Raw genomic sequence first — 19,119 nt, 5'->3', positions numbered from 1 at the left:
AAGTAGCGTAACAATGTGTGAAACAAACCTGCCTTACATACAAAAAAGGTTCTTGCGCATACCTTTAAAATGCGTAAGAACCTTTATATATCAAGCTTTAAACCATATATCATAAAAATCAATCCAGCCCTGTGAATTAATCATTATATTTTGTATTTTTTCGTGTGAACTTACTCGCTGTTTATTGCGATATAAAGGAATGATATGTATTTCACGCAACAGTGTGTCCTCAGTATCGCGTAACAGTGTCATCCGTTTCTCTAATTGTTTTTCTGTAAAATAAGGCTGTAATACTTCGTCAAATTTTATATTGCAATGCTGATGAATAAAGCTGTTTTTTGTAAGAAACATATATAGTAAACTTTCTTCAATACGCTCACTAATTGTCGCACTATCATGCATTATATCAGCTTTTTGTATCGTACTTGTTTGCAATAACTCTTTTGTTTCAAGTAAAACGACTTCAATAGTGACGCCATACTTCGCACACTCGTTTTGTATCCAATATGAGTCTTCAGCATGATCTTGTTCTGTAAATGTATATAGTCGCAGTGTTTCATTACGGTAAGAGCTCTCTTTAATAAGCGTATATATATCCTCATTTATATGTAATGTGTCATCCTTTGTTAGAACCAATTCTTCTGCTATTTCTCCGCGCGCTCCTTGCAATTCCTCAATAAGCGCATGGCTATGAATGATTTTATATAGAGCTTTCCGAAACATCGTGTTTTGCATAGGTCCTTCTTTTGCGGTATTTAATGTAATGTATGTTACATTCGACTCCAGTCTAGTTAGTTCTTTATGATACTTTTCTATATTGTTATAGTGTGCTTTCGCTAAAATATCGCACGTATTTACACTGTGCCCTACATTCCATAATTCAATTCGATCGAGAAAAGATCGCTCGCGAAAATAAAAATCATGTGCTTCTAATACGAATACATCCTCATTTTTTTCGCATAATCGAAACGGTCCTGTACCAATTAAATTACCTTTTCCATCTTCACTTATAATAGAACACTGTTCTGCACTTAAAGCATGTAAAAACAGCTTATTATCTGTAGATAACCGAATCTGCACAATGTAGTCATCAAGAATATGTAAACTTTCAACGTGCTGTAACATCCAAGCATGCGGATTATTTTTAGCTTTCAAGAATTGTTCAAATGTATGTACTACGTCATAAGCGGTAAATTCTTTCCTGTTATGAAACTGAACGCCTTTTCGTAAGTAAAAGGTCCATATATGTTTCTGATCATCATATTCCCAATAAAACGCCAGTCGTGGCTCTACATTGTTTGTACTTCCGTCTACATACACTAACGTGTCATATATATGTTTGACCATATGACATTCCGAACGCATCGTGGCGTATACAGGATCTAATGCAATGTCTAGATTCATTTGAACTTGCAAACGTAGCACATCTCTTCTCCCTTGAGACGTCCTTTCAACTTGATAACCAAATATTGAATCAATCCAAGTTTGAAATTGTGGTTGAAGCGATGGAAAATACGAGCTATACCGTTCGATAAAAGCGATCCCGCTTTTTACGTCCCCTTGTTTCGTTATTTCTTTTCCTCTTTCTAAAATTAATAAAAGTGGATGTTTTTGAAATAACAACTTTGAACGATTCCCTCTTCCTCGGCCAGGAAACCACACAATCCAATGTAATTCTTCTAATTTTTTTATGATTAGTTTACTATTCCGCTCTGTACAAAATAATGTTTCGGATATATTTTGTATTGTTATTTCTAATTGCTCCCCCTCTGCTCTCCCTTTTCCATACTGGAGCCATAGGTTCATATATTGCTCCAAAATGCTCATAAAACGCCCCCCTAAAAGATGAAAAATCTTCCCCTTTCATTCTACCCTTTTTCATTCGTAGCTTCCATCTTATCATTTTAATATAGAAAGGAGGAATTAGAAATGAATCATCTTTTAAAACGTTATAATAGGCCAATCCTCATTCGGTTGTTCGGTGAATTGTTAGTCCGGACGACTGAAGCAATGTTAGCTATCATTTTTATCGTTCACGTTAATAAAGCGTTAAATGGTAATGTCATCGTTACAATGCTTCTTTTCGGATTGCAGCCTCTCGCTGATATTGTGTTTACATTAATCGCTGGAGGTGTAACAGATAAATACGGTCGTAAGAAAATCATGTTACTCGGATTAGTTTTACAAGCTTTCGCCGTAAGCGGGTTCGTTTTTGCTGAATCGGTCGCCTTTTTCGCCTTATTGTATGTCGTAAATGGTATTGGCCGCTCTTTATATATTCCGGCACAGCGCGCTCAAATCGCTGACTTAACGAAGGAAGAACAACAGGCTGAAATATTTGCGGTTCTGCAAACGATGGGAGCAATTGGCTCTGTAATCGGCCCATTAATCGGCGCCTTTTTCTATAATAATCATCCTGAATATTTATTTATTTTACAAGGTGTAGCCCTTACGCTATATGCCATTCTCGTTTGGACGCAGCTTCCTGAAACTGCCCCGCTTATAAGAAACAATGAAAAAATGAAAGAAGTATATTCGCCAAAACAATTTATTTCAAAACATTATGCTGTATTTGGGCTCATGGTTTCTACAATTCCTATTAGTTTTTTCTACGCTCAAACCGAATCGAATTATCGTATATTCGCCGAAAGTGTATTTCCAAATTTTCTATTCATACTTGTATTTATCTCAACTTGTAAAGCTGTCATGGAAGTTATTCTCCAAATTTTCCTTGTGAAATGGTCTGAACAATTTTCTATGGCTAAAATCATTGTTATTTCCTATACTTGCTTTACTTTAGCTGCTATTGGCTACGGTTATTCCACAACAATATGGTCATTACTCTTAACACTACTCTTTTTAGTAATTGGGGAAAGTATTGCTTTAAATCATTTACTACGATTCGTTTCACAAATGGCTCCAAGTCATAGACGTGGATTGTACTTTTCTATTTACGGTATACATTGGGACATTTCAAGGACTTGTGGGCCTTTTGTAGGTGCACTAATATTAAGCAAATTTAGCGGCAGTACTCTATTTTATATTTGTGCCTTCTTATTAATAATTGGCGGTATCATTCAAGCTTTTTTTGTTCAATCGTTAGAAAAAAGCAAAGTAAAAGAGCTGTCCCTATAGGAACAGCTCTTTTATTTAACCTGCCATTTTATTAATACTATCCTCCGGTGAGAACACAGAAATATGATCTACTTTACCAGTAGATTTCGGAATAACGAATTTCAACTCAAACTGATTATTTACTTTATAAATGTATATTTTATCATTACCGTTGACTTTAACAGACGCCGGTTTTCCCAAAGCTTTTTCAATTTCTTGTAACGTAATCGATTTGAGTTCTGAATGATACGAGCGGACGTCAAATACTTGCGATCCTTTGTTAAAGCCAAATGCCACATTTTTACTTGTAAAAGTTGCATACATCCCGTTTCCTGCTTGCTCAGTTTTATCTGCTTTCCCCCACGCCTTCTCTATTTCTTCAATATCTCCTGTATGCGCTGCATATGGAACATTAGGTACTTTTCCTTCTTTCGCTTGCTCAAATAAATCTTTTACATGGTTAATTGATTTTTGATTAAGCGCTGTATTTTTCGTATTAGACTCCATTGAAGGTTTTACCGAATCTTGACCTTTTGGTTTTTCCACAGACTCTTTCTCTTTTTTCGAAGCGGTGTCCTCATTCTTTTTACCCGTTTCTGACGTATCGCTCTTTTTTTCCGTACTATTTTCTGATGTTGAATTAGTTTGTTTCTTTTCCTCAGCGTTATTACACGCGGTTAAAGCCGCTACACACGTTAAAGTTAGGAAAAATATAAGTACTTTCATATATACTTTCATCATTTTCAGCCTCCTTCTTCAACATATTCACTTTTGTAACCATTCCATTACACTACTCTTCAAATTATTTTTTCTCCAAAAAGTAAGTGCTTCGGTTTCTCCGAAAGCATGGACCATATACTCTATATATGATGTTCCTAAAAAATAGCCGAGTCGGTTGTATCCGAAATAATACGAATGTCTTCTAGTTTTGCAGGATACTTTTCAATCGCACTAGAAAGACGTTCTTCCGTCTTAGGACAGTGAAACTTAAAATACTCTTCGAATGCCTCTGGGTGCATATCATAATATTTGTTCAAGTCATGTAATCCTATTTCATTGCTTTCCAAAAGCTTCAAAAAGATTGGAATTGTATTGTTAATCATCTTATTCCTCTCCTTGTATACACCTTCTCTCCATACTCGTTATATCCTTTTTTATAACTTAAAATAAACTATCACAAAAGCTCCTTTAAATGCTAAAAACCAGCAGGAAGTGATTAATCTTCCTTGCCGGTTTAATTTTTTTCTGAAATATAATTAAACAACCTGTCGCCATCAAAACTCCATTGAGATTGCCTATTTATATAATTAAAAAAACTGCCCTATTAAAGGACAGCTTCAATTATGTATTTTATACTTCGATAGATTTACCATCTTCAACGATATGGTAAAGTAAGTGTGCTAAATGATGAATTGGACCATTTTCTTCCTCTTCTTCATTTGTTTCACCTTGGAATTCAAGATCATTTAAGTATAATGCTAAAAATTGATAGAACAGTTTCAAATCAAATCCGTAGCAAGCACTTGGCTCTTCATGATCCCCTTCATATTGTAACATTAAATATTGCTCGTTTCCTTCTGCATCTTCAGCATCAAAGAATACGAAGAAACCAACATTTGTATCCAAATCAAATAGATGACGAGTACCTTTTTCTGTTGCTTTATCGAAGTCCTCTTCACTTAATTTATGTACTGTTGTTGCCTTTGCATTATCTTCTTGATGGAAATTTACTGTAAATGATTTCAATGCTGACACCTCCTGATTGTATAACAGTAGCATAACAGATTAGACAACATAATACAAAGGGACTGCTTACAAATGTAAACAGTCCCCTGTATTCATTTCCGCATTGCACGGAATATAAAGCTTACGATGAAAATCAAAACAATCGCACCTATTAAAGCCGGAACAATCGCATATCCACCTATAACAGGTCCGAATTTACCAAGTAACGCTGTACCAAGCCAAGAACCGACAATACCTGCAATAATATTACCGATTACACCGCCAGGTACATCCTTCCCAGTAATCAAACTTGCAAACCATCCTAATATACCACCAACGATTAAAGACCAAATCATATCATTTCCTCCTTTATAATTGACCAATAAAAATTATAATCAGAAACAATTGCTTACCATTAGTTATGTTTCATTTTTCGTAAGTTATTCGTCTTATGAAAATCATTCAAATCTGCTCAACCTTTTAAGGACAATCTGGCTTCAATATTGTTCTCATAAATTCGTCTTTAAAAGCTTGATAATTAAATTCAACAGCAATTCTTTGTACAGGCCGATTATCAAATGTCGTCGGCTCAGCTATTTTTCTAAAATCAGCAACACTTTGACCTCTCGTTACATCATTTGTCGTACTTATCCAAACTGCTGATTTTTTATATTCAAAAATATCATCATTTATAAATGAAATGAACGGAAGTAAATCGTGAATCGGACTCCCAGCGATACCTGGATATTCTTTTTTGTAAAAGTTCTCGTAATAAAAATCGATCATTGGCTTAATAAGTTTCGCCTGTCCTGTTCCTTCTTTATCAATAATATCGACCATTTCAGGGGTGATAAGAGCGCGCTGCGTTACATTTAACGGATATATAGTAGCATTCTTCGCGTATTTCATCACGATATTCGCGGCAATTGGATCGCCGTAAAAATTAGCTTCCGATACGGGTGTAACGTTTCCTGGAAAAAGAAAAGCACCACCCATTATATAATAAGAACATACTCGATTCATTAAATTGGGGTACAATAAAAATAATGTTGCAAGTGTTGTTAATCGTCCCGTCGCCACTATAATAATATCTTCTGGACAAGGCTCAATTAATTTAATCAATTCACAAAAATTTTCTCTGTCACAAATTCTCATTTTCGGTGGAATGATTGGACCTAAACCGTGATCCCCATGAATTTCAGGGAAAAATAAAGGTTCTTCAGCTGTCATTGGTCTACTGGCACCTTCAATAATCTTCACTTTTGTAGCATAGTATCTTTCTAAAAAATAAACATTTTCCGTTACAATTTCCCGCGACACGTTACCATACTCTGCAACGATACCTATAATATCTAATTTGCATGTTTTATTTGCATAAATTAACGCAACTGCATCGTCAATACCAAAATCTCCGAAAAAGATTATTTTTTCATTAACTTTCCTCACCCTCTCTAATAATCTACTACCATTATTATGCGAAAAAGACAAGGTGGTGAAACGAAGATAATTAAAAAAGCCGCCTATTTATTGGCGACTTCAATCTTCTTATACGATATATACGCTAATACATTTTTGCTTGAATCATATTTCGGATTATTCCCTTTTCTCGGTTCCCTCATATGTGTTTTTTCAAACCCAGGAATGTCAGGAATTTTTTCTAAAAATTCAAGCATCTCTTCCTCAGTTCCCTCAATACGTACACGAATCATTATTACTATTCCTCAATTCTCATTTTCTCTGTACTAAGTATATCGTACATCAGAAAGACTGCAAGAAATTTATCTTTTTAATGTTGAACTTTTTTTACATACGAACAGTGCCATTTCAGTATAGAACGATTCTATTTTATTGTTTTCAAATTGAATCTTGAAAAATTCCTGCATTTCATTTGATGTTTTCATCATACACTCTGTTAACTTTACACGTTTTTGCATAGGAACATCCATCATATCGCACCACCAATCAAAATTGAACTTCTTGTCAAAAGTATGACATGACTGCATTTGCAAACCATGTTTCTCTAATAAAGTAATCCATTCTGTTTTTTTCAAAGCTCGTTCATGGCTCGGATCTCTCTTCTTTTCGATAAAGTTATAAAATGTATCAAATTCATTATTTTCTGGTGAAACGTTATCAATTAATATAAATAATCCATTATCCTCTAGCGTTCGATTTACTTCAAAAATAAATTGCAAGGGATCAACAAAGTGATGTGCTGCAATTCGGCATGTAATTGTATCAAAGGATTCATCAGCAAATGGTAAATTTTCTGCATTTCCTGCTACAAATGATACATTTTCATGCCCGTTCCCTTCTATAAAACCTTTTGCTTTTTCTAACATTTTTTCTGTTAAATCAAGAGCGACTACCTCTTTAAACATTGGGGCTAACAAATTTGCAACATGTCCACCACCAGTAGCAATATCAAGAAGACGAGTATTATGACGAGTTTCAACCTGCTGAACTACATATTGTAAATCCGGTCCTTTTGCATGAATTTTACTTTCCACATACTTCTCTGCATTACTACCAAATTGTTGTTTCACAAGCTCTTCTTTACTCATTTTTATCATCTTCTTTCTATAAGTATTCATATAATTAATAAGTTCTCTTTATATAATTTCAAATCCTCTTTTAGGATCTATCCCTTATAAAAGAGGACTAGTATCAAAATAAAATAACTCGTGAATTTTTATTTTCAAAACAAAAAAAGGTTACGGGAACAAATCCCATAACCTCGAAAAATAACTCTTACATCGTGGTACCTATATATACGTCTAAATAATTTACATTCTCCTTTAACCTCATAAAAATTTCTACTTCGTTAGGTGTAGCCTCTCTTGCATACAATCCAAATTGATTCATGCCAACCCATATCCAGCCTGGTGAATTATAAAGCATATCAATGTTGAAATGCTCCAACTTAGTAAGTTCTGATCTAATAAATTTATCCCTAACGGCGATTTGCTTATCTATCAAACCATATTCTTTTCCATTTTCGAATAGCGATATAACCTTTCCTACAAGTGAATGTTCACGAACAATAAAGTGATATTCCTTTTCATCTATATTCGCCACAATCATACGAGTATCAGATACATCAAATCTAAAATTCGGTATATTCATTTTGATCAGCTCCTTTATTGGTTTCACCAATATCATAACAAATGAATATTTAAATAATGTTAATATAATGTAAAAAATATAAAAGCTGACTTCCCTTTAGAAATCAGCCTTTACAAATTTTTATAACGTTTCTTTCTCCTCTTCATTTTCGGAAACTAAATTCCCTAAAGCATCCACCGTAACTTCAACTACAAATTCACAAATCCCTGCTACAACTTCTCCAATTACTTCCTCCATCTTTCTACCTCCTTGTTTTATGTAACTTATTTGTAGTATAGGAGATATTGGTTAATTTTAACTATCGTTAAAGATGACAAAAACATTACAGATTTGTAAGCTGTTTCAATGTTTTTTGAATTTATACTTCTTCCCTTTGAAACTTTAAGTATTATTAACAACCAGATAGGTCATCATAATAGAAAGTATTTAAGAATCCTAATTTAAAGGAGGCGTGTAAAATATACTACGTAAAATTAATTAAAGGCCAATCTTTCTATGCTTTTGATCATCGATTCTTAGTGTCTCATGAAGAAGAGGTTTCGGAAAAAATTTTTAATTACTTACGCCGGAATGAATTCTTCGAAGTACGTAAAGAAGAATATTCTGCCTAAAGTATGAAAAGCATCAAAAAATGACTCTCATAATTGGGATTTTTTCTTGATGCTTTTATATTATCTCTCTATATTCAACATTACTCCTCAATTCTCTTAAAATCTTATAGTATATGTCCAAGCTAATTCATCGTTACCTTCATATTTTAGTATATGAGGAGGTGACGAATATGACTCATATCATTGATTACCAAGCTACTCAACCTTTAAATAGAACTGGTGAAACAACTTTTGTAATTCCCGATTCCCCAGAAAAAGCAATTCTAGCAAATATTAAATTAAAAATTTCAAGAAGAGATTCACGTAATAATCGAGTAGAATTAATTGCAACAGTTGGGGTTAAAGGTATAACTGACATAGCACAAATATTATTTAGAATTTTCCGTGACAATACAGAAATCTTCAACGCTCAAGTAGGGATTGAATCTACAGGTTCTGAGCAATTTTACGCGCAAACATTTCAAGCTATAGATCAAGATGTAAGCTGCGGGACTCACGAGTATTCATTAACTGTGGAAAATCTAACAAGTGCTGCAAGTGCAGACATTGTTGGCCCTCTATCTTTTAGTGGTTTAGCTATTGGACAAGATCATAAGTGTTGCTAATTTAATCTATTTTTGTTTTTTCGAGAAAAGTAAGACGTATTATCTGCGTTCTTACTTTTTTTATTTTCTCCACACTTACCTTTCCTTTGAATTTACTTGTGAATTTTTTGTATTTTTAGTTACCCATTGTATCACTTAATTCATCATTTTTTTACAAATCAAAAAGATTGAAATCCATTAATGAAACACGTAATATAGACTCTGACTCTAAAAAATTTCGTATAAAAATACTACATAAATAAGGAGGTTTTATATACGAGTTTTTCACTTTAAAAGACGGAGAGGTTTTACATTATGTGGCTTAATAAAAATGTTTGGATCGTTTTAATTGGGGAGTTTATTGCTGGTCTAGGGTTATGGCTTGGTATTCTTGGCAACCTTGAGTTTATGCAAAAATATGTCCCTTCTGATTTTATGAAATCAGTTATATTATTTATCGGACTATTAGCAGGTGTTCTAGTTGGTCCTATGGCTGGTCGTGTCATCGATCAGTATGAAAAGAAAAAAGTTCTTCTTTACGCTGGATTTGGTCGTGTTCTTAGTGTTATTTTCATGTTTTTCGCTATTCAATATGAAAGTATCGCCTTTATGATTGCTTTTATGATTGCACTTCAAATTTCAGCGGCATTTTATTTCCCTGCATTACAATCTGTAATCCCACTCATCGTTCGGGAACATGAACTATTGCAGATGAACGGTGTACATATGAATATCGGTACAATCGCTCGTATTGCAGGTACTTCACTGGGTGGAATTCTTTTAGTTGTAATGAGTTTACAGTATATGTATGCCTTCTCAATGGCAGCATACGCTTTATTATTCCTCTCAACTTTCTTCCTACAATTTGAAGATAAAAAGTCAACTACATCAAGTAAAGAATCAGCTAAAGATAATAGCTTTATGGAAGTATTTCGTATTTTAAAAGGAATTCCTATTGCTTTCACAGCACTTATATTAAGTATTATCCCTCTATTATTTATAGCTGGATTCAATTTAATGGTTATTAACATTAGCGAAATGCAACACGATCCAACGATTAAAGGATTCATATATACAATTGAAGGTGTAGCATTTATGTTAGGTGCCTTCGTTATTAAACGTTTATCTGATCATTTCAAACCTGAAAAGTTACTATATTTCTTCGCAATTTGTACCGCTTTTGCACACCTTTCATTGTTCTTTAGCGATATAAAATGGATGGCTCTTACATCGTTTGGTTTGTTTGGCTTTAGTGTCGGCTGTTTCTTCCCTATTATGTCGACAATTTTCCAAACGAAAGTAGAAAAAAGCTATCACGGCCGCCTCTTCTCATTCCGTAATATGTTTGAGAGAGTTATGTTCCAAATTGTCTTACTTGGAACTGGCTTCTTCTTAGATACGATTGGGTTACAATATATGGTGCTCATTTTCGGAGTCATTTCATTGTTAATTATTTTCATTTCCCTATCTAAACAGAAACAATATGAAAAACAACCTTCGCAATCTGCGAATTTATAAAACTAATACTTCTTAAGAATGGATCCAGTATTTTAATATGGCTCCATTCTTTTTCAATTTCTAGGATTGAAATTTATATGCTTTGTATAGTTCCAATTTTTAAAGGAGTATCCCCTATTACTTTCGAATACAATAAATTATAGATTCTTCAAAAAGGAGCTGTGGAAATGTCTGCTGGTATGCAATTATTAATTACCCTTCTGTTTTCATTCGTTATGTTTGGCGTCCTTAATTTTTTAGCCATTTCCCTATCTCAAAATAACTTTAAAAGAAGGATTGTTGCAGGTTTCTTATTCTTACTGTTAACTCCCATTATCTTTTTGACTACTACAGCATTCGCTACCATATTCGATAAAGGTGGATTTGGCGCAGCTAACCTAGCCTTTATTATTGCAAATATGTATGTTGTAAATGGAATTGTCATTCTTCTTTCCGCTTCATTTATCCTCAAAAGACATAACATAAGATAGAGTTTTAGGCATGAATCTGGTATTACACTAGATTCATGCCTTTTTATTTTGAAATCCCACCCTTCTCCAAATTTTTATGTGAAATTTATTAATTCTTTATAAAAATTTAAACTTTATTCATTACAATATTCTTATTGTATTCGCACGTTTATAAAAAATAATAAGAAAGGAGTACACAATGAAAAAGTTTCTACTTATTTTCCCTATATTAATCGTTCTACTTAGTGGATGTAGCAATAATGATATATACGGCTCTTGGGAAGTCATTGATAATAAAAAAGGTGAATGCCCTGTGTATTATAAATTTGAAACAGTTGTAAAAGAAGAAAAGAAAGAAAAGGTTGTTCACAATTTAGTGGAAATGCAAACAACCAATAAAAAAGAGGATTTATATAAAGGTTCATTTGTCAAAAATTCTAATGTATATCACATTGATTATGGTAACTCATTTACATCGGATCAAACTTTAAAGGTTGTCGATGATAAATTAAATGTATACTTTTTTACAACTGAAAAAACATGTACATATAAAGTGAAACTTTAATCAGTGGGGGGGGGTTCATCCCCCACTGATTATTAGCCCTCACCAATCGGGCTTTTACGGGCAGTTGATCTCCCACCTCACTTCTTTGCTCCAGCCGAATTTTGAGGTAGGAGTTTTACTGCCCGTTAATGCCGGATAAAAAAACAAACAATTAATCTCCATTTATAACGTAGAAAATATTTTCTGCGTTATTTTTATTTCTCTCCTTATTATCCTCCCTCTAAAATTGTCAATCGTTTTAATTTTCATAAAAAAATGATAAAATGTAAACATGTGTTTTCAGAATAATTAAAAATGCAGAAAGAAAGCACAGTTTTTAGGAGGGGTTTTGATGACTTACACGTTAGCAACTAGAATGAAAGCATTCCAATCTTCTATATTTAGTGAATTAGGGGCCTATAAAAAAGAGAAAATTGCAGCAGGTCATAAAATGATTGATTTAAGTATCGGGAATCCTGATATGCCTCCTGCTGATCTCGTAAGAGAAGCTATGGTACATACTGCGAGTGAAAAAGAAAGCTACGGATACACATTAACTGGTATTCAAGAATTTCACGAAGCTGTAACTGAATATTACAACAACACTCATAACGTTATATTAAATGCTGAAAAAGAAGTTTTATTATTAATGGGTTCACAAGATGGACTCGTTCATTTACCTATGGTTTTTGCAAATCCGGGAGATATAATACTAGTTCCTGATCCAGGATATACAGCTTATGAAACAGGAATTCAAATGGCCGGTGCAACCTCTTACTACATGCCATTAAAGAAAGAAAATGATTTCTTACCTAACTTAGAAGTTATCCCTGAAGAAATCGCCGATAAAGCGAAGATGATGATTTTAAACTTCCCAGGAAATCCAGTTCCAGCAATGGCTCATGAAGATTTCTTTAAAGAGATAATCGCATTCGCGAAAAAACATAATATTATCGTTGTCCATGATTTTGCTTATGCTGAATTTTATTTTGATGGCCAAAAGCCGATTAGCTTCTTATCTGTACCTGGTGCAAAAGAAGTTGGTGTAGAAATAAACTCTTTATCAAAAAGTTATAGTTTAGCAGGTAGCCGTATTGGATATATGATTGGAAATGAAGAAGTTGTTGGTGCACTAACACAGTTTAAATCGAATACAGACTACGGTGTATTTTTACCAATTCAAAAAGCAGCATCTGCTGCATTACGACACGGCACTGAGTTTTGTGAGAAAAACCGAAGCATTTACCAAGAACGTAGAGATACTTTAGTCGACGGATTCCGAACGTTTGGCTGGAATGTCGATAAACCAGCTGGAAGTATGTTCGTTTGGGCTGAAATTCCGAAAGGATGGACTTCTCTAGATTTCGCTTATGCACTTATGGATCGTGCAAATGTCGTTGTCACACCAGGCCATGCATTTGGTCCTCACGGCGAAGGGTTTGTACGTATTGCACTTGTTCAAGATAAAGTAGTATTACAAGAAGCAGTTGAAAACATTAAAAATAGCGGTATTTTCTCTATTGAAAAAATAGAAGAATTAGTTAAAAATTAATAGTAACTCCCCTGCTTACCTGTAGCAGGGGTATTATTATTCCTGGAGGTACGATATGAATATTAAAGATACTCTTCCCCATCGCTATCCATTTTTAATGATCGATAAAATTACAAATGTTAAAGAATCTCAATCAGCTACAGGATACAAACTGATCACAAATAACGAGTGGTTTATTAATAAAAATCAAAACTATATGCCTCATATGCTAATTGTAGAAACACTCGCTCAACTTAGTGCTTTTGTAAGTACAGGAGCATCTGAAGGACTTGGTTTCCTTTCCTCTTTAGATGGGGTGGAATTTCATGAAAATGCGTATCCCGGTGATAAACTTGACTTACATTATGAATTAACACGTAACAGACGAGGTTTTATTCTTGGGAAAGGAATTGCCTCTGTAAACGGTCAATCAATCGTTACCATTGAAAAGCTATTAATATATCAAGCTGATTAAACATATTACATAGTAAGGAGTAGGAAAATGCGGAATGTTGTTGGTATTGATGCTGGGGGAACATTAACAAAAATTGTTTACTATAACGTAGAGAATAAAATATCTTTTGAAAAATTTTATTCATATGACCACCAAAAGATTAAAGAATGGCTTCATCAAAACAAATTCATTACAAAACTATGCATTACAGGTGGTAAAGCGGCCCAATTGCAAGATCTACTTTCGGATTCATATGAGACAGTAACATTAAATGAATTCGATGCTACTATAACCGGTGTTCACTATATCCTAAACAAAGAAAAGCAAACTATCAATAATTTTGTATTAACAAATATCGGTACAGGTACATCTATTCACTACGTTTATGACAAGCAATATGTTCGTGCCGGCGGAACTGGAGTTGGCGGCGGTACAATTATGGGACTTTCAAAGCTATTAACAAATTTAGATCATTTTGAAGACGTAATTCCTCTTACAAAAATGGGTTCAAGAAACAGTCTAGACATTACAGTTGGAGATATTTATGGCGGTATTCTCTCCCCTATTGATAATAACTTAACTGCTAGCAATTTCGGAAAAGCGACCATTACAGACTCAAATTATAGTAGTTCAGATATACTTGCTACCGTTCAAGGACTTGTCGGTGAAGTCGTCACAGCATTAAGCCTTCAATTCGCCGAAGCGAAAAATATTGACCATATCATTTACATCGGTTCTACTCTATGTAATAACGTACATCTTCAAAATATTATAAGTAGCTATACAGAGTATCAAAACAAATTACCAGTCTTTTTACAAGACGGCGGTTATAGTGGTGCGATTGGTGCTTTACTTCATGGTACGAAATAAAAAAGCTGACTTTTGTCAGCTTCTTTGTAATGACACTTCAAATTCAATAATTGATTCTCCGTTCTCCCCAATACGTTCCACACTCATTCTATCGATTACACAGTGCAGCTTCTCATGAAAACAAGGAAGATCCCTTGCTAGTTCAGTAGCTAACTGCGAGCTTTCTTTTCTTCCGACTGTTACATGGGGTATGTACGGAATGTCTTTTCTCAAAAGTGGTAGTAATGGTCCTGTATATAATTTATCATGTAGCTCTTCTATTTGTTCTTTTCCTTGCTCAATTTCTAAAAATAAATAGTCTCCTATACTAGTTACACCACTTGCAAACTTAATCTCAATTGTACCTATCCCTTTTGATATATTTGAAATATTACTTTCAAAAGGAAATACACTTGTTATGTGGGGAGGAATTAAACCAAATAAAGGGTCGTGTATTTCTCGAATACTTTCTATCTCATCAGTAGACATGTTATTTAGAAAAAGTAAAATTGTACGCATTTTTATATCCTCCACTCTCCTCAATTTTTTATATTTATCATATTGCATGGTAGCTTGCACTTCAACAAGTTATTTCACTTACATAGAAAAATAAAAAACTTCTCAAATGAGAAGTTTTCATATAGCATGATTATTATTTTCCCGCCAAACTTTCTTGAACTTTATATAACAAGCAATTCTCCACAGAATAATATAAGACACCGCAACAACGTAAAATAATAAACCTATTGTTTGCGGATCTAAGCCAACAATATATTGTCTTGAACTATATCTTAAAATAACAATTCCGATAAAAGTAATTAAAAAGGCAGCACTTTTTTTCGTATAAATGTTTCCATCTTCTCTTCGCTCATAGTTTGTTAGAAATATAAGTGGGATTGCGAAAATCACCCCAATGGATGCCGCTATAGTCACTTGTAATATAGCTGGATGTACTGGACCAAAAAACAATAAAATACCCGGTGTTAAAAATAGTAATGGCCACAAAATACGTTTTCCCTTTCCCTTTATCGGCTTATACATAGAACGATATCGTCGCCAAAAAATTAGCAGTGCTACGCATAAAAAGACTGTTATTAGTGAAGATGTATCTCCCATTTATTTTTCCTCTTCTCCCAAAGTATATATTTAATTACACTTTAAATCGTTTACTCAAATGATACTTTTCGAATGAATATACCGCTAGTCACGATATAGACGACAGTTAATCCAATTGAAATGACAGTAAAATATGGAATATCTATTAAAGATAGATTAGATGTAGAATTTAAATCCTGTATTCCTACTTCACCATAAAGCACACTATTCAATGATATAAAAAGTGTTCCTCCTACCATAAGACCAATCCACTTAAACCGTTTCTTAATTACTACTGCTACTTGAAAGAAAGTTGCTATTGTAACATACAATAATAGTTGTACAATAAACTGTTCTACTGAGTGTTCTCCTAGACTAGTATTTGTTGTACTGTACAATGTATTTTGTAAAAGAATCACTTGAAGGAATGAGAAAACCGCAGCCTGTAATATAATATAGCAAACTGATCCAATGAAAAACTCTAACCTCGTTACTCCAAACGAAACAGCTAAACGAAACAGATCATCCTGTATAATGAAAGAGCTTACTACTATAAAAAATATAATTACAATCGAAGGATTACTTAAAATATGTTGTAAAAATCCTTCCTTTATTCCTTTTAAATCCATTGCACTTGTTATTCCTTTTATAAGTAATGCTGCAATCCAAAATATAATAAATGCATTATAATGAAAATTTATATGTAACTTCAACTGCTTCATTAACATCGTCATTTCACTTCACCACCAGTTATATGAATAAATAGTTTTTGTAATGTAATTTTATCAACTACTAATTCTTCTTTTTCAAGAGAGTAATAATCTTCATTAGTAAGTTCTTCCCATATAACAGCAATGCCCTTATTTCCATAAACTTCTCGATTTATAACTTTTTTATTAATCGAAAATGCATCTACCTTATCTTTTTGTCCTGAAATTATATGCCCCTGTTGTAATATATCTTCCACTGATGATTGAACAACTATTCTTCCTTCTTTTATGATGATTACATCTTCAATTACATGGGTTACTTCTTCTACTAAATGTGTTGATAATATAATTGTTCGGGGATACTCACCATAATCTTCTAATAGCAAACTATAAAACAACTCTCGATGTGCTGCATCTAAACCGGTAGTCGGCTCATCAAAAATAGTAATTGGTGCCCTACTTGCTAGTCCTTGAATAATTCCTACGACTGTTTGCATGCCATGTGATAGTTTATGGTATTTCTCTGTCATATTAAGCTGAAATTTATCTGCAAGTTCTTCAGCATACTTTCCATCCCAATTTTTATAAAACATGCTACACATCTTAAAGATTTCTTTTACTTTATAACTTAAATGAGCTTCTTCTTTCACTCTAACGAAACAAATATTTTGCATCGCTTTACTATTTTCAAATACATTTTCGCCAAATACAGCTACGCTTCCACTACTTGAAATAATTTGACCAGCAAGTATGTTTAATAATGTCGTTTTCCCTGCTCCGTTTCTTCCAAGCAAACCATATATTTTATGCTCTTCCAATGAAATTGTTACTTCATTTACAGCTAGTTTCTTTTTATATTTTTTGGACAATTTTTTCGTTTCAAGTGCAATCATTCCTCTTTCGCCTCCTTTGTAATTTTTTGAATCATATCCATTAATTCTTCTTTAGAGATTTCCAATACTTTTGCTTCTTCCCATACTTTAGGTAAATACTCTGTCATAAAAGCATTTTGCCGCTTCTTTAATACGACTTCCTTCGCACCACTTGCAACAAACATTCCAATCCCTCTCTTTTTAAATAAAATGCCCTCATCCACTAATAGATTTACCCCTTTCGCAGCAGTTGCCGGGTTAATTTGTAGCATCTTAGCAAATTGATTTGTCGATGGAACTTGTTCTTCTTCAAGTAATATGTCTTTTAAAATATCAGCTTCAATTGTTTCTGCAATTTGTATATATATTAATTTGTTTTGCTCCAGAGTTGGTTTCACCATTTCACCACCTTAGGTTCATAGGTTCATTACTTATGCAACTAACCATATCACATCATTTTATTTTTTACCATAATTTTCATAAAAAAAAGAGAATCATTCGATAATGAATGACCCTCTTCTGAAAATTTCCGTATTTTCAATCTTCGTTCTCAAATCTTTTTCATTGATACCATTTTGACAAAAGTTAAACCTCTCTCGCTTTAAAGATTTCGTTCGGTCTACTACTTGCCCCAAATGATAACTTGTGTGCTCGACTAAGTGTAATAAGCTATGCAAATCAATATCGGTTCTTCCTTTACATGCTTTTATATACCTGTTTCCCCATTCACGAAATACTTTTTCTACAATTTCCAGCAGCATTTCAGAATTTAATGCCTTCTTTGGAAAGTACTCTTCAATCCCCTTTTCAAAATTTACATTTGGATTCGAGTAACGAATCGTATTTCTTTTTACATGTTCGCAGATATGTAATACTATACCTCCAATTGAATTAGCCTCACCATCTCTTTTCCACAAGTCTTCCGCATTTAAACACTTTATTACTTGTGTTAGCTTTGGTAAATAATGATCATACATTCTGAAATAAGAAATTTTATAAACAAGCTCCATCTTTCCCCCACCGTCTCACTTAGTTTCCTGTATAGGATGTTCATCAAAGAATTGTTTCCGGAAATTTTTATTATTAACAAGCGCTACTATTTTTTCTAAATTACCATAAAAGAAGTTCATTATGATTCCCTTATTCCATATTTGATCGCCTTTCGGAAAATCATTAAATTCTTTATACAGTATGGGTAAGAGTTCTTCTCTTTTCAGTGTAAAATTCTTAGTTTCCAACTGAAACTCATACCCTTTCGCATTTGGTACTAAAATTGCAAGATAAATAGCATTAAAGAGAAAGTTCTTTTTCATCGTATCCTTTTCGTCAAACCAATACGTCTCAATCATATCTTCTGTTAATTTATCGTTCTTTTTTTCACCGTATTTCACTGCAATTTTCTCATTTTTCAAGCTTATACTTTGAACTGTTTCACCACCAGGTAAACTTTTAGCAATTGCAGACACATCAGAATTATTTCCAACGTACGTCCACGTATATTTCTTAAAATCCGCTGGTCCAATATCTGATATTTCTTTTATTCTCCCTCCGTTAGAACAAGCAGTAACAAATAAAAAAATTGTTAGCATAACACCTGCTATTCTATTCATATACTTCATTAGACACCCCCAAGTTCTATTTATTATCCAATCTATACAATGTATCCCTTAAAAACCCTTTAAAATATACGCATTCTAATCAAAATTAAAAATTTTCAATTTTTACGTTTACAATTATCCATTAATTGTATATACTTACTAACGTAAGAAAAATATTCTAAAAGGAGGTCGAAGGAAATGATGAACTTACAATTAGATGCTTTATCGTTAGCGTTAACTGCACCTGTGTTTTTCGGACAATTAAATATAAATTCGACCACCCTAATGGAGAATTAAAAATCGTACTTTATTTCTTTTAATTCATAAATTCGCCACAGG

23 protein-coding genes and 2 pseudogenes are annotated in these 19,119 nt (G+C 33.4%); 9 read left to right on the top strand and 16 right to left on the bottom strand.

Annotation, left to right across the window (positions count from 1 at the left end):
• Positions 1 to 90: 90 nt before the first annotated feature.
• Positions 91 to 1,867: pseudogene (locus ACFVQC_RS19790) on the bottom strand (ABC transporter substrate-binding protein).
• Positions 1,868 to 1,929: 62 nt separating this feature from the next.
• On the opposite strand from ACFVQC_RS19790, the gene ACFVQC_RS19785 reads away from it, so the two are divergent.
• Positions 1,930 to 3,135: an MDR family MFS transporter gene (locus ACFVQC_RS19785; protein ID WP_377898994.1), complete on the top strand. Its 1,206-nt coding sequence runs from the start codon at positions 1,930 to 1,932 to the stop codon at positions 3,133 to 3,135.
• A gap of 15 nt (positions 3,136 to 3,150) precedes the next feature.
• Here the strand turns inward: ACFVQC_RS19785 and ACFVQC_RS19780 are convergent, their stop codons facing one another.
• From ACFVQC_RS19780 to ACFVQC_RS19745, 8 genes and pseudogenes are all read right to left on the bottom strand, one after another.
• Entirely contained in the window at positions 3,151 to 3,855 is a 705-nt protein-coding gene (locus ACFVQC_RS19780; RefSeq protein ID WP_377896019.1) for a YjgB family protein, read from the bottom strand.
• 155 nt (positions 3,856 to 4,010) lie between these two features.
• Positions 4,011 to 4,217: pseudogene (locus ACFVQC_RS19775) on the bottom strand (hypothetical protein); the annotation flags it as partial.
• Positions 4,218 to 4,464: 247 nt separating this feature from the next.
• Complete coding sequence (locus ACFVQC_RS19770) at positions 4,465 to 4,860, bottom strand: hypothetical protein (RefSeq protein WP_002110404.1); 396 nt, start codon at positions 4,858 to 4,860, stop codon at positions 4,465 to 4,467.
• Positions 4,861 to 4,952: 92 nt separating this feature from the next.
• On the bottom strand, positions 4,953 to 5,195 hold the full coding sequence (locus ACFVQC_RS19765; protein WP_002013368.1) for a GlsB/YeaQ/YmgE family stress response membrane protein: 243 nt from the start codon (positions 5,193 to 5,195) through the stop codon (positions 4,953 to 4,955).
• Positions 5,196 to 5,319: 124 nt separating this feature from the next.
• Positions 5,320 to 6,285, bottom strand: a complete 966-nt coding sequence (locus tag ACFVQC_RS19760; RefSeq protein WP_215573430.1) for a nucleoside hydrolase — start codon at positions 6,283 to 6,285, stop codon at positions 5,320 to 5,322.
• A 74-nt stretch (positions 6,286 to 6,359) separates the two neighbouring features.
• On the bottom strand, positions 6,360 to 6,548 hold the full coding sequence (locus ACFVQC_RS19755) for a DUF3970 family protein (protein WP_377896020.1): 189 nt from the start codon (positions 6,546 to 6,548) through the stop codon (positions 6,360 to 6,362).
• 69 nt (positions 6,549 to 6,617) lie between these two features.
• Positions 6,618 to 7,403, bottom strand: a complete 786-nt coding sequence (locus ACFVQC_RS19750; protein WP_377896021.1) for a class I SAM-dependent methyltransferase — start codon at positions 7,401 to 7,403, stop codon at positions 6,618 to 6,620.
• A 187-nt stretch (positions 7,404 to 7,590) separates the two neighbouring features.
• On the bottom strand, positions 7,591 to 7,965 hold the full coding sequence (locus tag ACFVQC_RS19745) for a hypothetical protein (RefSeq protein ID WP_016095638.1): 375 nt from the start codon (positions 7,963 to 7,965) through the stop codon (positions 7,591 to 7,593).
• 458 nt (positions 7,966 to 8,423) lie between these two features.
• Here ACFVQC_RS19745 and ACFVQC_RS19740 point away from each other — a divergent pair, with 458 nt between their 5' ends.
• The 8 genes from ACFVQC_RS19740 to coaW all read left to right on the top strand — a co-directional run bounded on the left by ACFVQC_RS19740 (position 8,424) and on the right by coaW (position 14,526).
• A complete protein-coding gene (locus ACFVQC_RS19740; RefSeq protein ID WP_080001761.1) occupies positions 8,424 to 8,576 on the top strand; it encodes a YqbF domain-containing protein in 153 nt (50 codons plus the stop codon).
• Between the two features lie 170 nt (positions 8,577 to 8,746).
• Positions 8,747 to 9,181: an exosporium protein ExsC gene (gene exsC / locus ACFVQC_RS19735; RefSeq protein ID WP_219919051.1), complete on the top strand. Its 435-nt coding sequence runs from the start codon at positions 8,747 to 8,749 to the stop codon at positions 9,179 to 9,181.
• Between the two features lie 294 nt (positions 9,182 to 9,475).
• Positions 9,476 to 10,678: an MFS transporter gene (locus ACFVQC_RS19730; RefSeq protein ID WP_377898993.1), complete on the top strand. Its 1,203-nt coding sequence runs from the start codon at positions 9,476 to 9,478 to the stop codon at positions 10,676 to 10,678.
• A gap of 167 nt (positions 10,679 to 10,845) precedes the next feature.
• Complete coding sequence (locus ACFVQC_RS19725; protein WP_377896210.1) at positions 10,846 to 11,148, top strand: hypothetical protein; 303 nt, start codon at positions 10,846 to 10,848, stop codon at positions 11,146 to 11,148.
• A gap of 178 nt (positions 11,149 to 11,326) precedes the next feature.
• Positions 11,327 to 11,692, top strand: coding sequence for a hypothetical protein (locus ACFVQC_RS19720; protein ID WP_377898992.1), 366 nt, complete (start codon positions 11,327 to 11,329; stop codon positions 11,690 to 11,692).
• Positions 11,693 to 12,023: 331 nt separating this feature from the next.
• Positions 12,024 to 13,223, top strand: a complete 1,200-nt coding sequence (locus ACFVQC_RS19715; RefSeq protein ID WP_377898991.1) for an LL-diaminopimelate aminotransferase — start codon at positions 12,024 to 12,026, stop codon at positions 13,221 to 13,223.
• 55 nt (positions 13,224 to 13,278) lie between these two features.
• Complete coding sequence (locus ACFVQC_RS19710; protein WP_377898990.1) at positions 13,279 to 13,677, top strand: 3-hydroxyacyl-ACP dehydratase FabZ family protein; 399 nt, start codon at positions 13,279 to 13,281, stop codon at positions 13,675 to 13,677.
• A 27-nt stretch (positions 13,678 to 13,704) separates the two neighbouring features.
• On the top strand, positions 13,705 to 14,526 hold the full coding sequence (gene coaW, locus ACFVQC_RS19705) for a type II pantothenate kinase (protein ID WP_377898989.1): 822 nt from the start codon (positions 13,705 to 13,707) through the stop codon (positions 14,524 to 14,526).
• A 15-nt stretch (positions 14,527 to 14,541) separates the two neighbouring features.
• On the opposite strand, the gene ACFVQC_RS19700 is transcribed toward coaW, so the two are convergent.
• The 7 genes from ACFVQC_RS19700 to ACFVQC_RS19670 form a co-directional block, all read right to left on the bottom strand.
• Entirely contained in the window at positions 14,542 to 15,024 is a 483-nt protein-coding gene (locus ACFVQC_RS19700; protein WP_377898988.1) for a 2'-5' RNA ligase family protein, read from the bottom strand.
• Positions 15,025 to 15,141: 117 nt separating this feature from the next.
• Complete coding sequence (locus ACFVQC_RS19695; protein WP_377898987.1) at positions 15,142 to 15,621, bottom strand: cytochrome c biogenesis protein CcdC; 480 nt, start codon at positions 15,619 to 15,621, stop codon at positions 15,142 to 15,144.
• Positions 15,622 to 15,671: 50 nt separating this feature from the next.
• Entirely contained in the window at positions 15,672 to 16,334 is a 663-nt protein-coding gene (locus ACFVQC_RS19690; protein WP_377896216.1) for a DUF4052 family protein, read from the bottom strand.
• Positions 16,331 to 17,203 (bottom strand): ABC transporter ATP-binding protein, encoded by an 873-nt coding sequence (locus tag ACFVQC_RS19685; RefSeq protein WP_377898986.1) that lies wholly within the window; start codon positions 17,201 to 17,203, stop codon positions 16,331 to 16,333. The genes ACFVQC_RS19690 and ACFVQC_RS19685 overlap by 4 nt, the downstream gene beginning before the upstream one ends.
• Positions 17,200 to 17,580, bottom strand: coding sequence for a GntR family transcriptional regulator (locus ACFVQC_RS19680; RefSeq protein ID WP_002147221.1), 381 nt, complete (start codon positions 17,578 to 17,580; stop codon positions 17,200 to 17,202). Before ACFVQC_RS19680 ends, ACFVQC_RS19685 begins: the two co-directional genes overlap by 4 nt.
• 96 nt (positions 17,581 to 17,676) lie before the next feature.
• A complete protein-coding gene (locus ACFVQC_RS19675) occupies positions 17,677 to 18,192 on the bottom strand; it encodes a DinB family protein (RefSeq protein WP_002147220.1) in 516 nt (171 codons plus the stop codon).
• Between the two features lie 15 nt (positions 18,193 to 18,207).
• On the bottom strand, positions 18,208 to 18,801 hold the full coding sequence (locus tag ACFVQC_RS19670; protein WP_377898985.1) for a DUF4825 domain-containing protein: 594 nt from the start codon (positions 18,799 to 18,801) through the stop codon (positions 18,208 to 18,210).
• Positions 18,802 to 19,119 lie beyond the last annotated feature (318 nt).

This window comes from Bacillus sp. NPDC057893, assembly GCF_042796455.1.
Lineage (GTDB): Bacteria > Bacillota > Bacilli > Bacillales > Bacillaceae_G > Bacillus_A.
Note: the sequence above shows the minus strand (reverse complement) of the source record. Positions and strands in the feature narration are given on the sequence as shown.

Excerpts from the sequence above, each read along its gene's own strand:
- ACFVQC_RS19785 (WP_377898994.1), top strand. The coding sequence starts at position 1,930 with ATGAATCATCTTTTAAAACGTTATAATAGGCCAATCCTCATTCGGTTG.
- ACFVQC_RS19780 (WP_377896019.1), bottom strand. The coding sequence starts at position 3,855 with ATGATGAAAGTATATATGAAAGTACTTATATTTTTCCTAACTTTAACG.
- ACFVQC_RS19765 (WP_002013368.1), bottom strand. The coding sequence starts at position 5,195 with ATGATTTGGTCTTTAATCGTTGGTGGTATATTAGGATGGTTTGCAAGT.
- ACFVQC_RS19755 (WP_377896020.1), bottom strand. The coding sequence starts at position 6,548 with ATGATTCGTGTACGTATTGAGGGAACTGAGGAAGAGATGCTTGAATTT.
- ACFVQC_RS19750 (WP_377896021.1), bottom strand. The coding sequence starts at position 7,403 with ATGAGTAAAGAAGAGCTTGTGAAACAACAATTTGGTAGTAATGCAGAG.
- ACFVQC_RS19745 (WP_016095638.1), bottom strand. The coding sequence starts at position 7,965 with ATGAATATACCGAATTTTAGATTTGATGTATCTGATACTCGTATGATT.
- exsC (WP_219919051.1), top strand. The coding sequence starts at position 8,747 with ATGACTCATATCATTGATTACCAAGCTACTCAACCTTTAAATAGAACT.
- ACFVQC_RS19730 (WP_377898993.1), top strand. The coding sequence starts at position 9,476 with ATGTGGCTTAATAAAAATGTTTGGATCGTTTTAATTGGGGAGTTTATT.
- ACFVQC_RS19725 (WP_377896210.1), top strand. The coding sequence starts at position 10,846 with ATGTCTGCTGGTATGCAATTATTAATTACCCTTCTGTTTTCATTCGTT.
- ACFVQC_RS19720 (WP_377898992.1), top strand. The coding sequence starts at position 11,327 with ATGAAAAAGTTTCTACTTATTTTCCCTATATTAATCGTTCTACTTAGT.
- ACFVQC_RS19715 (WP_377898991.1), top strand. The coding sequence starts at position 12,024 with ATGACTTACACGTTAGCAACTAGAATGAAAGCATTCCAATCTTCTATA.
- ACFVQC_RS19710 (WP_377898990.1), top strand. The coding sequence starts at position 13,279 with ATGAATATTAAAGATACTCTTCCCCATCGCTATCCATTTTTAATGATC.
- coaW (WP_377898989.1), top strand. The coding sequence starts at position 13,705 with ATGCGGAATGTTGTTGGTATTGATGCTGGGGGAACATTAACAAAAATT.
- ACFVQC_RS19700 (WP_377898988.1), bottom strand. The coding sequence starts at position 15,024 with ATGCGTACAATTTTACTTTTTCTAAATAACATGTCTACTGATGAGATA.
- ACFVQC_RS19695 (WP_377898987.1), bottom strand. The coding sequence starts at position 15,621 with ATGGGAGATACATCTTCACTAATAACAGTCTTTTTATGCGTAGCACTG.
- ACFVQC_RS19690 (WP_377896216.1), bottom strand. The coding sequence starts at position 16,334 with ATGACGATGTTAATGAAGCAGTTGAAGTTACATATAAATTTTCATTAT.
- ACFVQC_RS19685 (WP_377898986.1), bottom strand. The coding sequence starts at position 17,203 with ATGATTGCACTTGAAACGAAAAAATTGTCCAAAAAATATAAAAAGAAA.
- ACFVQC_RS19675 (WP_002147220.1), bottom strand. The coding sequence starts at position 18,192 with ATGGAGCTTGTTTATAAAATTTCTTATTTCAGAATGTATGATCATTAT.
- ACFVQC_RS19670 (WP_377898985.1), bottom strand. The coding sequence starts at position 18,801 with ATGAAGTATATGAATAGAATAGCAGGTGTTATGCTAACAATTTTTTTA.